Raw genomic sequence first — 14,215 nt, forward strand, 5'->3', positions numbered from 1 at the left:
TGCGGTGCAGGCCGATGGAATGCACCCCCAGAGTGTGCTAAAAAGGCCTGGCACGGGGGCTTCAGCTGCAAGCCACGAGCCTTGAGCGGCAAGAAAAAGCACGCCGTGCACCAATCCGCTTCTTCTTGCAGCTTGTAGCTTGAACCTTATAGCTTGCGATGGTAGAGCAATTATGGAACAGCCCGGCGCGGCACTGAAGGTGATGGTCATCGATGATTCGAAAACGATCCGTCGCACCGCACAAATGTTGCTCAGTGAAGCCGGCTGCGAAGTCATTACGGCCACCGACGGCTTTGATGCCCTGGCCAAGATCGTCGACCAGCATCCGCAGATCATTTTCGTCGACGTCCTGATGCCACGCCTGGACGGTTACCAGACGTGCGCCCTGATCAAGCACAACAGCGTCTTCAAGGACACTCCAGTGATTCTCCTGTCGTCCCGCGATGGTCTGTTCGACAAGGCCAGAGGTCGCGTGGTTGGCTCTGATCAATTTTTAACCAAGCCTTTCAGCAAGGAAGAACTGCTGGATGCAATCAGGGCGCATGTGCCCGGGTTCGCCGCAGAAGAACAACACGCACCTTGACGCCGCGCCGCGGCAGCGACGTCCAGTCTTTTGATGGGGAACAGCATGGCCCGAGTTCTGATCGTCGACGATTCGCCGACTGAAATGTACAAACTGACCGGAATGCTCGAGAAACACGGGCATCAGGTGCTCAAGGCCGAAAACGGCGCTGATGGTGTGGCGTTGGCGCGTCATGAAAAGCCCGATGCTGTGTTGATGGACATCGTCATGCCCGGTGTCAACGGCTTCCAGGCTACCCGACAGCTCAGCAAGGATCCGGAAACTGCCAATATCCCGGTGATCATCGTGACCACCAAAGATCAGGAAACCGACAAGGTCTGGGGCAAGCGCCAGGGCGCTAGCGATTACCTGACCAAGCCAGTGGATGAAGAGACCTTGATCAAGGTGCTCAATCGCGTCCTTGGCTCTCAAAAAGCTTGACCACCAGGCCGATGGGCGAGTCGCTGACGGCGTTCGAGCTGCTGCTGGACATCGACCGGCGTTGCCGGCTGCTGGCGGCAGACCTGCCGTTACAGGAAACCCGCCTGCAGAGCTGGAGCGGCATCGGCTTTCGTATCGGTGAGCAGTGGTTTGTCGCGCCGATGGGCGAAGTTGCCGAGGTGCTGCACGAGCCACGCCTGAGTCGGATTCCCGGGGTCAAACCCTGGGTCAGCGGTGTGGCCAACCTGCGTGGACGACTGCTACCGGTCATGGACTTGTGCGGTTTTTTCGGCTTGGGTCTGTCGGCACCCCGCAAGCAGCGCCGGGTGCTGGTGCTCGACCAGGAAGAGCTGTTTGCCGGGTTGCTGGTCGATGAAGTGTTGGGGTTGCAACACTTCCCCCTGCACAGCCTTGAGCTATCGCCGCCCACACCGCTGTTGAACGGGGCGGAACCCTATGTTCAGGGTCATTTCCAGCAACAACGCTGCTGGGCCATTTTCAGTCCGTTAGCCTTGGCCCAGGCGCCGGGCTTTCTCGACGTGGCGCTGTAAAGGAATGCCAGATTCGTGACCAAGACCACTACGGCTACTTCGACCCCAGGCTCGCGCAGCAGCGCACGTATCGCGGCGTTGTTCGTCGTGCTGATCCTGTCGATCATTCTGCTGTTTGCCAATTTCGCTTACCTCAACACCCAGGCCACCTACGACAAGCAGTACATCGGCCACGCCGGTGAACTGCGGGTGCTGTCCCAGCGCATTGCCAAGAACGCCACCGAAGCCGCAGCGGGCAAGGCGCGAGCGTTTCGCCTGCTCAGCGAGGCGCGTAATGATTTTGAGCAACGCTGGGGCTACCTGAAAAAAGGTGATGCCGCCACGGGCTTGCCTGCCGCACCCCCGGCGGTGCGCAATGAGATGGATGCCGTACTGCGCGACTGGGAAGGTCTGCGCAAGAACACAGACACCATTCTGGCCAGCGAGCAGACCGTACTGTCGCTGCATCAAGTCGCGGCGACCCTGGCCGAGACGGTGCCGCAACTGCAGGTGGAATACGAAAAGGTCGTCGAGATCCTGCTGCAGAGCGGGGCACCGACCAACCAGGTGGTGGTGGCTCAGCGTCAGTCGCTGCTTGCCGAGCGCATCCTCGGTTCGGTGAACACGGTGCTGGCCGGTGATGAAACTTCAGTACAAGCGGCAGACGCCTTTGGTCGCGATGCCAGCCGCTTCGGTCAGGTGCTCGAAGGCATGCTCAGCGGCAACCCGAGCATTCAGGTCACCCGCGTTCAGGACCCGGATGCCCGCGCGCGCCTGGCCGAGATTGCCGAGCTGTTCCAGTTCGTGGCCGGTTCTGTGGATGAAATTCTCGAAACATCACCGGAACTGTTCCGGGTGCGGGAGGCCGCCGGGAATATCTTCAACCAGTCGCAGACCTTGCTTGATGAGGCCTCGCGCCTTGCCAACGGCTTCGAAAACCTTGCGGGCGGACGTACCCTCGATACTGTCGGTGGCTATGTTCTGGGCCTGCTGGCACTGGCCTCGATCATCCTGATTGGCCTGGTGATGGTGCGTGAGACCCATCGACAGTTGCGGGAAACCGCACAGATGAACGAGCGCAACCAGCAAGCGATCATGCGTTTGCTGGATGAGATTGAAGACCTGGCCGACGGCGACCTGACCGTCATGGTCTCGGTCACCGAAGACTTCACCGGAGCGATTGCTGACTCGATCAATTACTCCATCGACCAACTGCGTGAACTGGTGGCCACCATCAACCTCAGCGCCGAAGAAGTGGCCAGCGCCGTTCAAGACACGCAGAACACCGCTCACCAACTAGCCAAGGCTTCGGAGCATCAGGCTGAGCAAATCACTGAAGCCTCGGTGGCGGTCGGGGACATGGCCGAATCCATTGATCGGGTTTCCACCCACGCCTATGAGTCGGCAAAGGTTGCCGAGCGTTCGGTGGCCATTGCCAACAAGGGCAACGAAGTGGTGCATAACACCATTCACGGCATGGACAACATTCGCGAGCAGATCCAGGATACCGCCAAGCGCATCAAGCGCCTGGGTGAGTCTTCCCAGGAAATTGGCGATATTGTCAACTTGATCGATGACATTGCCGATCAGACCAACATTCTCGCCCTCAACGCCGCGATTCAGGCGTCGTTGGCCGGTGAGGCCGGACGCGGTTTCGCCGTGGTTGCTGACGAAGTACAGCGCCTGGCCGAACGCTCGTCTTCAGCCACCCGGCAGATCGAGGCGTTGGTCCGTACCATTCAGACTGACACCAACGAGGCTGTGATCTCCATGGAGCAAACCACTGCTGAAGTGGTGCGCGGCGCGCGGCTGGCGCAGGATGCTGGTGTTGCGCTGGAGGAAATCGAAGGGGTATCGCAGACCCTCGCCGAACTTATCCACAGCATCTCCGATGCCGCCCAGCTCCAGACCTCTTCGGCCGGGCAGATCTCGCATACCATGGCGATAATCCAGCAGATTACTTCTCAGACCTCGGCCGGTTCGAACGCGACCGCTGAAAGTATTGGCAATCTGGCGCGCATGGCCAGTGAAATGCGCCGTTCGGTGTCCGGCTTCACCCTGCCACCGTCGCCCCCACGTTGAGCGCGCACAGGTGAGCATGGCAACGGGAGCACATATGGCTGAGCGGCGCGACACAGTAGCCCTGGCCTGGGTCAAAGGCACCATCGAAGACTGCCTGGCACAAGCGCGGCTGGCGCTTGAGCATTATTGTGCCGAACCAGGTGATGAAGACGAGTTGGGCGGATTTATCGACAACCTGCACCAGGTGCACGGGTGTCTGGTCATGCTTGAACTCAGTGGCGCCGCATTTTTGGCCGACGAGCTGGAGCAGTTGGGCGTGGCACTCAAAGAGAAGCGCGTCGCCCAGCGCGGAGAAGCCTTGGGCGCGCTGTTTCGTGGCCTCGAACAGTTACCGCTGTACTTGGAACGTTTGCGCAGCGCCCGCAGTGACCTGCCACTGGTGGTCTTGCCGGTGCTCAATCAACTGCGTGCCGAACGCGGTGCCGAGCCGTTGGCGCCGGGTAGTCTGTCGGATGCAGCGCCCGTGGCGGCTGAAGAGATGGCCAACCTTGACCTGTCGCTGAGTTCGTTGCGTGAACGGCTGCAAGCGGGCTCCGACCGGGATGCCTTACGCTCGGTTGTGGCGGCGCTGTGCGAAGACCTGATGCGGGTCAAGGAGCGGCTGGACCTGTTTGTGCGCAGCGACCGTCAGCGCCTGGACGACCTGCAGCCGCTGTTGTCGCCACTGCGGCAGATTGCCGATACCTTGGCGGTGCTCGGCTTCAGCCAGCCGCGGCGGGTGATCATCGATCAGGTGCTGGTGCTGCAGAGCCTGGCCCAGGGCCAGCGCGTGGCCGACGATGCGGTACTGATGGATGTTGCCGGGGCGCTGCTGTATGTCGAGGCGACACTGGCAGGTATGGTCGGCCCGTTGGAGCAGCACCCGAACCAGAGCTCGCTGCCCGGTACTGACCTGGCGGAAATCCGGCAGTTGGTACTCGAAGAAGCGCATGCAGTGTTGCAACAGGTTAAAGACCAGATTGGTGACTGCCTTGAGGCCGGCTGGCAACCTCAGCGTTTGCTGGTGTTACCGAACTTGCTGCATCAGATCCGTGGCGCGCTGGCCATGCTGATGCTGCCCCGTGCGGCGGCCTTGATGGGCCGTTGTGCTGAATTTGTGCAGCAGCGCATGTTAGGCGCTGCACCACCGGATGACACGACCCTCGCACACATGGCCGATGCCTTGAGTGCCTGTGAATGCTACCTGCAATGGCTGGCCGCCGACGCCCAGGCCAACCCCTCGCCATTTCTCGATGCCGCTCAGGCCAGCCTGGAGGCGCTGGGCTATGCGCCGGAGCCTGAACCTGAGCCGGAACCTGAAAAGGCTGACACCAAGGAGGCGGAGACTGAAGTTCCTGTGGTTGATGACGAGCTGCGTGAGGTCTTTCTCGAGGAGGCCGATGAGCTGCTGCCGCAGTTGAATGAGCAATGGGCGCGTTGGCAGGCCGATACGACCGACCGTGAGGCACTGGTCGATGTGCGGCGGGGCCTGCACACCCTTAAGGGCAGTGGCAGGATGGTGTGGGCGCAAGGCTTGGCAGAGCTGGCCTGGGCCGCAGAACACCTGCTTAACCGGGTACTCGAAGGCCGTGTAGAACTGGCGGCTGCGCCATTGGCGAGCCTGCAGCAGGCGCTGGACTTGATTCCCGGACTGTTGGTGGCCTTTGCCAATGGGCAAGCGCAGGCGTCCAAGGATGTCGAACAACTGTCGTTGCGCCTGCATGCGCTGGCGATGAATGACGCGCCCCATGAGGCCGATACCAGCGAAGCCATCGACCCGCAATTGCTGGAAATTTTCCGCAATGAAGCGGTCGGTCATCTGGACACCCTTGAACGCTTTTTGCAAACCGCAGACCAGCAATTGCCGCTGCCAGTCAGCGACAGTTTGCAGCGTGCGTTTCACACGCTCAAGGGGAGTGCGGCCATGGCCGGGGTTACCCCGATTGCCGAGCTGGCTGCTGCCCTCGACCTGTTGGCGCGGGAGTTCAAGGCGCACCAGTTGGCCTTCGACCTGGAAGAAATCTATCTGTTGGAATGCGCCCAGCCCTTACTGCATCGTGGGCTGGAGCAATTATCCAGTACGCCCTTGGCTGCGATCAAAGGCGCCTCGACGCTGATCGACGAAATCCAGCAAGTAGTTCAGGCGCGCCTGCATGCCTTGCTTCAACTGCCCCGCCAAGGCGGGCGTATCAAGCGTGACCCGCAGTTGATCGCCAGTTTCCTCGCGCAAGGCATGGACATTTTGCTGGATGCCGAAACATTGCTGTTGCGCTGGCAAGAGCACCCCGGCGAACGTCAGGAACTCAGCGCGCTGCTCGATGAACTGACTACGTTGGGCCAGAGTGCCCACCTGGCAGACCTGTGGCAGGTGGATGAACTTTGTGAGGCGTTGCTGGATTTATACGGTGCCGTTGAAGAAAGCAGCCTGACGGTCAGTGCACGCTTCTTTGCTGAGGCCCAGCATGCCCATGAAGCGTTGATCGATATGCTCGACCAACTTGCCGCCGGGCAAGAGGTGGACCCTCGGCCAGAGCGCCTGGAAGCCTTGCGCGAATTGCTGGACGAGGCGTTGGCACCCGATGCAACAGGGCTGATTCGCCATCAGGATGGCCAGGCGCAGATCGCTGACCTGAGTGCTGCAACTGCAGCCCTTGCGGCAGACCCTGCAGTGGTTGAGCTGTTTCTTGAAGAAGCCAACGATCTGCTGCAAAGCGCCAATCAGGCGTTGGAGCGCTGGCTGAACGACCCAGACAATGCCTCGGCCTTGTCGTCGCTGCAACGCGACCTGCAGACGCTCAAGGGCGGTGCGCAGATGGCTGCTGTTGGCATGGTCGAAGTGCTCGCCCAAGAGCTTGAGCTGGTCTACGAAGGCCTGGTTGACCGTCGCTACGCCCCGACGCCTGAGCTGTTTACCTTGCTCAAACGCAGTCACGCGCAATTGGCGCAGATGCTGGTGCAATTGCAGGCTGGTGATGCACCGGGCACGGTCGTGGAGTTGCTGGCGGCGCTGCGGGAGTACCGTCATAGTGCGCCACCTGCGGTGGCTGCCGACAAAGTGGCTGACCCGGTGCAAGAAGCCGGGGACAAAGAGTTGCTGGAGATCTTCCTCGAAGAAAGCTTCGATATTGTCGAAAGCTCCGGGGCTGCCTTACTGCGTTGGCAAGCGGAGCCGCGTAATAGCGTCGAAGTCGAAAACCTGCTGCGCGACCTGCACACCCTCAAGGGTGGCGCGCGCATGGTCGAGATCACGCCGATTGGCGATCTGGCCCATGAGCTGGAATTCCTTTACGAGCTGCTGGCGGCCGGGCAACTTCAGCCCAGCGCCGCGCTGTTCAGTTTGCTGCAGAACTGCCATGACCGCCTGGCGCACATGCTTGACGCCGTGCGCCTGCAACAACCGCTGCACGCGGCGACGGCGCTGATCGACTACATTCGCAACTTCAGCAGTGCGGCGCTGGCCGACACTGCTGCGCACCAGTCCCAGGCCGATGCGGCGCCATTGGAAGCACCCGTGGCAGTGCCTGAGCGCGGGCCGGTGGACATGGTCAAGGTGACTTCGGAACTGCTCGATGACCTGGGCAACCTGGCCAGCGAGCATTCGATCATCCGCGGGCGTATCGAGCAGCAGGTCAATGACGCCCAGGTGGCGTTGAACGAGATGGAGACCACGCTGGAGCGTATGCGCGATCAGTTGCGCCGGCTGGATACCGAAACACAGGGGCGGATCCTCAGCCGCCAACTGGGTGATGGCGATGGTCAGGTCTACGACGATTTCGACCCGCTGGAAATGGACCGCCATTCGCAGCTGCAACAGCTTTCCAGGGCGTTGTTCGAATCGGCATCCGACCTGCTTGATTTGAAGGAAACCCTGAGCGTACGTGCCCAGGATGCGCAAAGCCTGCTGCAGCAGCAGGGCCGGGTAAACAGCGAGCTGCAGGAAGGCCTGATGCGCACACGCATGGTGCCTTTCGAGCGCCTGGTACCGCGGTTGCAACGGGTGGTGCGGCAGGTGGCCAGCGAGTTGGGCAAGCAGGTTGAGCTGGTCGTCGGCAATGCCGAAGGCGAGATGGACCGCAGTGTGCTTGAACGCATGGTGGCGCCGCTGGAGCACATGCTACGCAACGCCGTTGACCATGGCCTGGAGGCGCGTGAAGTACGCCTGGCTGCGGGCAAGCCTGAGCAGGGCCTGATTTCTCTGACCCTGTTGCACGAAGGCGCCGACATCGTCATTGAGATGACTGACGACGGTGCGGGTGTGCCGCTGGACGCAGTACGGCGCAAGGCGATCAAGCGCGGGCTGCTCGACCCGACAGCAGTGCTCAGCGACCACGAGGTGATGCAGTTCATCCTTCAGCCGGGCTTCTCCACGGCAGAGAAAATTACCCAGATTTCCGGGCGCGGCCTGGGCATGGACGTGGTCCATGAAGAGGTCAAACAGTTGGGCGGCTCGATGGTGATTGAGTCCAGCGCTGGCAAAGGTGCGCGCTTTTTGATCCGGCTGCCGTTCACCGTATCGGTCAACCGTGCCCTGATGGTGCAGTACGGCGAAGAGCAGTATGCCGTGCCGCTCAATACCATCGAGGGCATCGTACGGGTGCCGCCTGCCGAGTTGGAAGCCTGCTATCAACTAGAGCCACCGCATTACGAGTATGCCGGGCATCGCTATGAGCTGCGCTACCTGGGCGAGTTGCTGCAGGGGGCGACACAACCGCGCCTGCTCGGCCAGAGCCTGCCGTTGCCGGTGTTGCTGGTGCACTCTCACGAGCACCAATTCGCGATCCAGGTCGACAGCCTGGCGGCGAGCCGCGAGATCGTGGTGAAAAGCCTCGGGCCGCAGTTTGCCAGCGTTCAGGGTTTGTCCGGGGCGACCTTGCTGGGAGATGGCCGGGTTGTACTGATTCTTGACTTGCCCGGGCAACTGCGCGGCTTGCAACAGCGGCAAATGCAGCAGCAAGCGGGCAGTGCCAGCCATGTGCGGCAACAGCAGATCGAGCGTGCGCCGAAACGGCCGCTGTTGGTGATGGTGGTTGATGACTCAGTGACTGTCCGCAAAGTGACTGGCCGTCTGCTGGAGCGCCATGGCATGAACGTACTGACCGCCAAGGATGGTGTCGATGCCATGGCGCTGTTGCAGGAGCACAAACCGGACGTGTTGCTGCTGGATATCGAAATGCCGCGTATGGACGGCTTCGAGGTTGCCACCCAGGTACGTCACGACCCGAACCTCAAGGACTTGCCGATCATCATGATTACCTCACGAACCGGGCAGAAACATCGCGACAGAGCCATGTCCATTGGCGTCAACGACTATCTGGGCAAACCCTATCAAGAGTCGGTACTGCTGCAGAGTATTGCGCTTTGGAGTGCCCGAAATGCTTGAACAGCCTGCTCGCAACGGTCGACGCAGCAGCCTCACCGGGCTGTTGCTGGCCCTGGATGATCGTTGCTTGGTACTGCCCAACGTCGCGGTCGCCGAGTTGATCGGCTATCAGCGCGGCTCCCCGGCCCCTGAGCAGCCCCAGTGGATGTTGGGCTGGATCGACTGGCGCAACCAGCGTCTACCGCTGCTCAGTTTCGAGGCCGCGTGCGGTGGCCAGGTACGGGTGGGGGACCGGGCGCGGATTGTAGTGCTCAATGCCTTGGGCGGTAGCCGTTTGCGCTTCATCGCCATGCTGGTTCAGGGGATCCCGCGGTCTTGCAAACTCGATAGCCAACTCAATTATGTTGATGTGCCGCTGGCGGCGTTGGAGCTGGCTGCAGTTCAGGTGGGCGAGCAGGTGGCCCGAGTACCCGACCTTGCCGCTTTGGAGCAGTTGCTTGAGGAGACCGGGCTGGTTTGAAACATTTGCCTGTGTAGGATGGGAAGCCTGTCCGTCGTTCGGAGGACCCTGCTGTATGTATCACGGTGAACGTTTCAACGCCTGGACCCACTTGGTCGGCGCCGTACTCGCCTGTATCGGTGCCATTTGGCTGTTGGTGGTCGCCAGCCTGCAAGGCGACCCCTGGAAAATCGTCAGCCTGGCGATTTACGGCTTTACCCTGCTGTTGCTCTACAGCATCTCGACCCTCTATCACAGCGTGCGCGGCAAGGCCAAAGTGGTGATGCGCAAGCTGGATCACTTGTCGATCTATTTACTGATTGCCGGTAGTTACACGCCGTTCTGCCTGGTCAGCCTGCGTGGGCCCTGGGGCTGGAGCCTATTCGGGATAGTGTGGGGGCTGGCGGTGATCGGCATGCTGCAAGAGATCAAACCGCGCAGCGAAGCCCGAGTGCTGTCGATCATCATCTACGCGGTAATGGGCTGGATCGTGCTGGTCGCGGTCAAGCCGTTGCTGGCCAGCCTGGGCGCTGCGGGCTTTTCATGGCTGGCTGCCGGTGGCGCGTTCTACACCATCGGCATCATCTTCTTCGCCTACGACAGCCGCTTTCGCCACTGGCATGGCATCTGGCACTTGTTCGTGATTGCCGGCAGCCTGCTGCACTTCATTGCCGTATTTTTCTACGTGCTTTAGAAGTCACCCCAAAGCTGCTGAGCAACGGCCAGTGCCACTACCGGCGCGGTTTCGGTGCGCAGCACCCGTGGGCCGAGGCGGGCAGCGTGGAAGCCTGCGGCTTTGGCGTGCTCGACTTCGGCGTCGCTCAAACCACCTTCCGGGCCGATCAGGAACGCCAGGCTTTGTGGTGTCTGATGGCTGGTCAGAGGCTCGGCCACCGGATGCAAGACCAGCTTGAGTTGTTCGTCACAAGCCTTGAGCCAGTCATCCAGCAGCATCGGCGGGTTGATTTGCGGCACGCTGGAGCGGCCGCATTGCTCGCAGGCACTGATTGCTACCTGGCGCCAGTGTGCCAGGCGCTTGTCGGCACGTTCGTCTTTGAGGCGCACTTCACAACGCTCGCTGACGATTGGGGTGATGATGGTAGCGCCCAGTTCGGTGGCTTTCTGGATCGCCCAGTCCATGCGTTCACCGCGTGACAAACCCTGGCCCAGGTGAATATTGAGGCTGGACTCGGCTTGCCCGGCGAAGGCTTCGGTCAACTGAACCCGTACGGTCTTCTTGCCGACCTCAAGCAACTGGCCGAGGAACTCCTGGCCGCTGCCGTCGAACAGTTGTACTGCATCGCCAACGGCCATGCGCAGCACTCGGCCGATGTAGTGGGCCTGGGCTTCGGGCAGGTCGTGCTCGCCGAGGCTCAGTGGGGCGTCAATGAAAAAACGGGACAGTCTCATTTCAAAACTCGGTAAATGTGTTGGCTGTCATCGCGGGGCAAGCCCGCTCCCACTGTAGGAGCGGGCTTGCCCCGCGATGCTGTTACTAACCCGGATCGCGAAAATCAGGATGGAAATTACCCGGTACCGCCACGCTGATGCTGTCGCGAGTCGCAATATCGATACCTTCACTGGCGACCTCGGCGAGGAAGTCGATCTGCTCCGGGGTAATCACATACGGTGGCAGGAAGTACACCACGCTTCCCAACGGACGCAGCAACGCCCCACGGGTCAGGGCGTGTTCGAAGACTTTCAGGCCACGCCGTTCCTGCCAGGGGTAGGCGGCCTTGCTGGCTTTGTCCTGCACCATCTCGATGGCCAGGGCCATGCCGGTCTGGCGCACTTCCGCAACGTGCGGGTGGTCGGCCAGGTGCGCCGTGGCACTGGCCATACGTTGGGCCAGGGCTTGGTTGTTGGCGATGACGTTGTCTTGCTCGAAGATGTCCAGGGTCGCCAGTGCCGCTGCACAGGCCAGTGGGTTGCCGGTGTAGCTGTGTGAATGCAGGAAGGCGCGCAGAGTCGAGTAGTCGTCGTAGAAGGCGTTGTACACCTCGTCGGTGGTCATGCACGCCGCCAGTGGCAGGTAGCCGCCGGTCAGAGCCTTGGACAGGCAGAGGAAATCAGGGCGGATACCGGCCTGTTCACAGGCGAACATCGTACCGGTGCGGCCAAAGCCGACCGCGATTTCATCGTGGATCAGGTGCACGCCGTAACGGTCACAGGCTTCGCGCAGTAGCTTGAGGTACACCGGGTGGTACATGCGCATGCCGCCGGCGCCCTGGATCAGCGGTTCAACGATCACTGCCGCAAGGGTTTCATGGTGCTCGGCGAGGGTCTGTTCCATGGCCGCGAACATCGTGCGCGAATGCTCTTCCCAGCTCACGCCCTCCGGACGCAGATAGCAGTCCGGGCTCGGTACCTTGATGGTGTCTAGCAGCAGCGCCTTGTAGGTTTCGGTGAACAACGGCACATCACCCACCGACATCGCAGCAATGGTTTCACCGTGGTAGCTGTTGCTCAGGGTGACGAAACGTTTTTTCGCTGGCTGGCCTTTGTTGAGCCAGTAATGAAAGCTCATTTTCAGCGCGACTTCGATGCAGGACGAACCGTTATCGGCGTAGAAGCAGCGGGTCAGCCCTTCGGGTGTAATCTGCACCAGGCGCTCGGACAACTCGATCACCGGTTGGTGGCTGAAGCCGGCGAGGATCACATGCTCCAACTGGTCGACCTGGTTTTTGATGCGCTGATTGATACGTGGGTTGGCATGGCCGAAGACGTTCACCCACCAGGAGCTGACAGCGTCGAGGTAACGCTTGCCTTCGAAATCTTCCAGCCACACGCCTTCGCCACGTTTGATCGGAATCAGCGGCAGTTGCTCGTGGTCTTTCATCTGGGTGCAGGGGTGCCACAGGACCTTCAGGTCACGTTGCATCCACTGTTGGTTAAGGCCCATTTCACTTCTCCTGGCGACATCAGCGCAGACATGCGGCGCAAGCCTATGCAATGCGTCGGCCGAGAACAACCCGTGGCATGCAATCAGACGTGGGTGTCGCTGGTCGGAGGACTTTGCCTCGCGTATTCTTCGGCTACTCTTTTCAGGGGGAATCCCCCCTATCTTTCTGCTTAGAACCGGAGTTCGCCAACATGTCTGCTGGGTGGCTACGCGCCTGTGCGCTGGTAATGATAGGACTGTTCAGCGGCGCTGCGCTGGCCAAGGACAAAACCCCGACGGCCATCGTCGTCGGCGGCGGTCTGGCTGGCCTGACGGCTGCTTATGAATTGCAAGGCAAAGGCTGGCAGGTGACCCTGCTTGAAGCCAAGTCGGGGATGGGCGGGCGTTCAGGCCTGGCCACCAGTGAATGGATCGGCAACAGCAAGGCTCAGCCGATCCTCAATCAGTACCTCGACACCTTCAAGATCAGTACCCTGCCAGCGCCGGAGTTCGTGCGTACGCCGGGGTACTTGATCGATGGTGAGTATTTCAGCTCAACGGACCTGGCGACCAAGCAGCCGACCACCGCCGAGGCGCTGAAACGCTACGAAAAGACCCTCGACGACCTGGCGCGCTCGATTGACGACCCGCAAAATCCGGCTGCCAACAGCACCCTGTTCGCGCTGGATCAACTGAACGTTTCCACCTGGCTGGACAAACTGCAGCTGCCGACCACGGCGCGTCAGTTGATCAATCAGCAGATCCGCACGCGCTACGACGAGCCATCGCGCCTGTCGCTTCTCTATTTCGCCCAGCAGACCCGCGTCTACCGTGGCGTCAGCGACCGAGACCTGCGTGCTGCACGTCTGCCGGGCGGTAGCCCGGTGCTGGCTCAGGCCTTTGTTAAACAGCTGAAGACCATCAAGACCAGCTCGCCGGTCAACGCCATTGTTCAGGACAAGGACGGCGTTACCGTCAAAGTCGGCAGCGTCGGTTATCAGGCTGACTATGTGGTGCTGGCTGTGCCACTGCGCGCCCTGGCCAAGATTCAGATGACACCGGGCCTGGACACCAAGCATCTGGCAGCCCTGAAGGGCACCAACTACGGCTGGCGCGACCAGCTGTTGCTGAAGTTCAAACACCCTGTGTGGGAGAGCCGTGCGCGTATGTCGGGTGAAATCTACAGCAACGCCGGCCTTGGCATGCTTTGGGTTGAACCTGCACTTAAGGGCGGCGCCAACGTGGTGATCAACCTGTCGGGTGACAATGCGCGCCTGCTGCAGGCTTTCGGCGACAAGCAGATGGTCGATCAGGTGCTGATTCGCATGCATGCGTTCTACCCGCAGGCCCGTGGCGCGTTCACCGGCTACGAAGTGCGCCGTTACAGCACCGACTCCAACATGGGCGGCGCCTATCTGGCCTATGGTCCGGGGCAGATCAGCAAGTTCTGGCGCCTGTGGGAACGTCCGGTGCAGCGCATCGCCTTTGCCGGTGAGCACACAGATGCCCTGTACCCAGGCACCCTGGAAGGCGCTCTGCGCAGTGGCCAGCGTGCGGCAAGTCAGGTTCAGGACCTGGCGGCGGGCAAGTCGTTTGAGGTTGTCAAAGCGGCACCCACGGCGGCACCTGTGAAGAAAGACGAGAGCAAGGAAAGCTTCTTCTCGCGGCTGTTCGGCAGTAACGATAAGCCTGCCACGGCGCAGTAAATGCGTTGATTCTATCGCGGGGCGAGCCCGCTCCTACCGGGTCGGTGGGGGTGGGCTTGCCCCGCGATCTGTCTATACCTTCCCCTGCAGTTAATGTTTCCTTAATAGCGTTGTAAAACACTAACAATCGTCTTTCTCGATCGTTCAAAGCGAAATTTTCCGCTTTAATTCGATAGATAAGTCGTTAGTCTTGAGCACAGTTCTTACAGGGAAAC

The 14,215-nt window shown here is 60.8% G+C and carries 9 protein-coding genes and 1 pseudogene; 8 read left to right on the top strand and 2 right to left on the bottom strand.

What is annotated here, in order from left to right; translation table 11 throughout:
* Nucleotides 1–172 precede the first annotated feature (172 nt).
* The 7 genes from pilG to E1573_RS05390 are packed head-to-tail and all read left to right on the top strand — an operon-like array spanning nt 173 to nt 10,107.
* Nucleotides 173–583, top strand: a complete 411-nt coding sequence (gene pilG / locus E1573_RS05360; protein ID WP_133211362.1) for a twitching motility response regulator PilG — start codon at nt 173–175, stop codon at nt 581–583.
* Nucleotides 584–628: 45 nt separating this feature from the next.
* Nucleotides 629–1,003: a twitching motility response regulator PilH gene (gene pilH / locus E1573_RS05365; RefSeq protein WP_133211364.1), complete on the top strand. Its 375-nt coding sequence runs from the start codon at nt 629–631 to the stop codon at nt 1,001–1,003.
* Nucleotides 1,000–1,554: a chemotaxis protein CheW gene (locus E1573_RS05370; protein WP_133211366.1), complete on the top strand. Its 555-nt coding sequence runs from the start codon at nt 1,000–1,002 to the stop codon at nt 1,552–1,554. Before pilH ends, E1573_RS05370 begins: the two co-directional genes overlap by 4 nt.
* Nucleotides 1,555–1,569: 15 nt before the next feature.
* On the top strand, nt 1,570–3,615 hold the full coding sequence (locus E1573_RS05375) for a methyl-accepting chemotaxis protein (protein WP_133211368.1): 2,046 nt from the start codon (nt 1,570–1,572) through the stop codon (nt 3,613–3,615).
* A gap of 34 nt (nt 3,616–3,649) precedes the next feature.
* Nucleotides 3,650–8,974 (top strand): Hpt domain-containing protein, encoded by a 5,325-nt coding sequence (locus tag E1573_RS05380; protein ID WP_133211370.1) that lies wholly within the window; start codon nt 3,650–3,652, stop codon nt 8,972–8,974.
* Nucleotides 8,967–9,434 carry a chemotaxis protein CheW gene (locus tag E1573_RS05385; RefSeq protein WP_133211372.1) on the top strand — a complete coding sequence of 156 codons (468 nt, stop codon included), beginning with the start codon at nt 8,967–8,969 and terminating at the stop codon, nt 9,432–9,434. Before E1573_RS05380 ends, E1573_RS05385 begins: the two co-directional genes overlap by 8 nt.
* Nucleotides 9,435–9,489: 55 nt before the next feature.
* Nucleotides 9,490–10,107, top strand: a complete 618-nt coding sequence (locus E1573_RS05390) for a hemolysin III family protein (RefSeq protein ID WP_133211374.1) — start codon at nt 9,490–9,492, stop codon at nt 10,105–10,107.
* Here E1573_RS05390 and E1573_RS05395 read toward each other — a convergent pair.
* Both E1573_RS05395 and E1573_RS05400 read right to left on the bottom strand, forming a co-directional pair.
* Entirely contained in the window at nt 10,104–10,823 is a 720-nt protein-coding gene (locus E1573_RS05395) for a 16S rRNA (uracil(1498)-N(3))-methyltransferase (RefSeq protein ID WP_133211376.1), read from the bottom strand. The two genes, E1573_RS05390 and E1573_RS05395, sit on opposite strands and share 4 nt — an antisense overlap.
* A gap of 85 nt (nt 10,824–10,908) precedes the next feature.
* Nucleotides 10,909–12,315: an adenosylmethionine--8-amino-7-oxononanoate transaminase gene (locus E1573_RS05400; RefSeq protein ID WP_133211378.1), complete on the bottom strand. Its 1,407-nt coding sequence runs from the start codon at nt 12,313–12,315 to the stop codon at nt 10,909–10,911.
* A gap of 191 nt (nt 12,316–12,506) precedes the next feature.
* On the opposite strand from E1573_RS05400, the pseudogene E1573_RS05405 reads away from it, so the two are divergent.
* Nucleotides 12,507–13,982: pseudogene (locus E1573_RS05405) on the top strand (flavin monoamine oxidase family protein); the annotation flags it as partial.
* Nucleotides 13,983–14,215 lie beyond the last annotated feature (233 nt).

The sequence above is a fragment of the Pseudomonas sp. H9 genome (genome assembly GCF_004353925.1).
Classification (GTDB): domain Bacteria; phylum Pseudomonadota; class Gammaproteobacteria; order Pseudomonadales; family Pseudomonadaceae; genus Aquipseudomonas.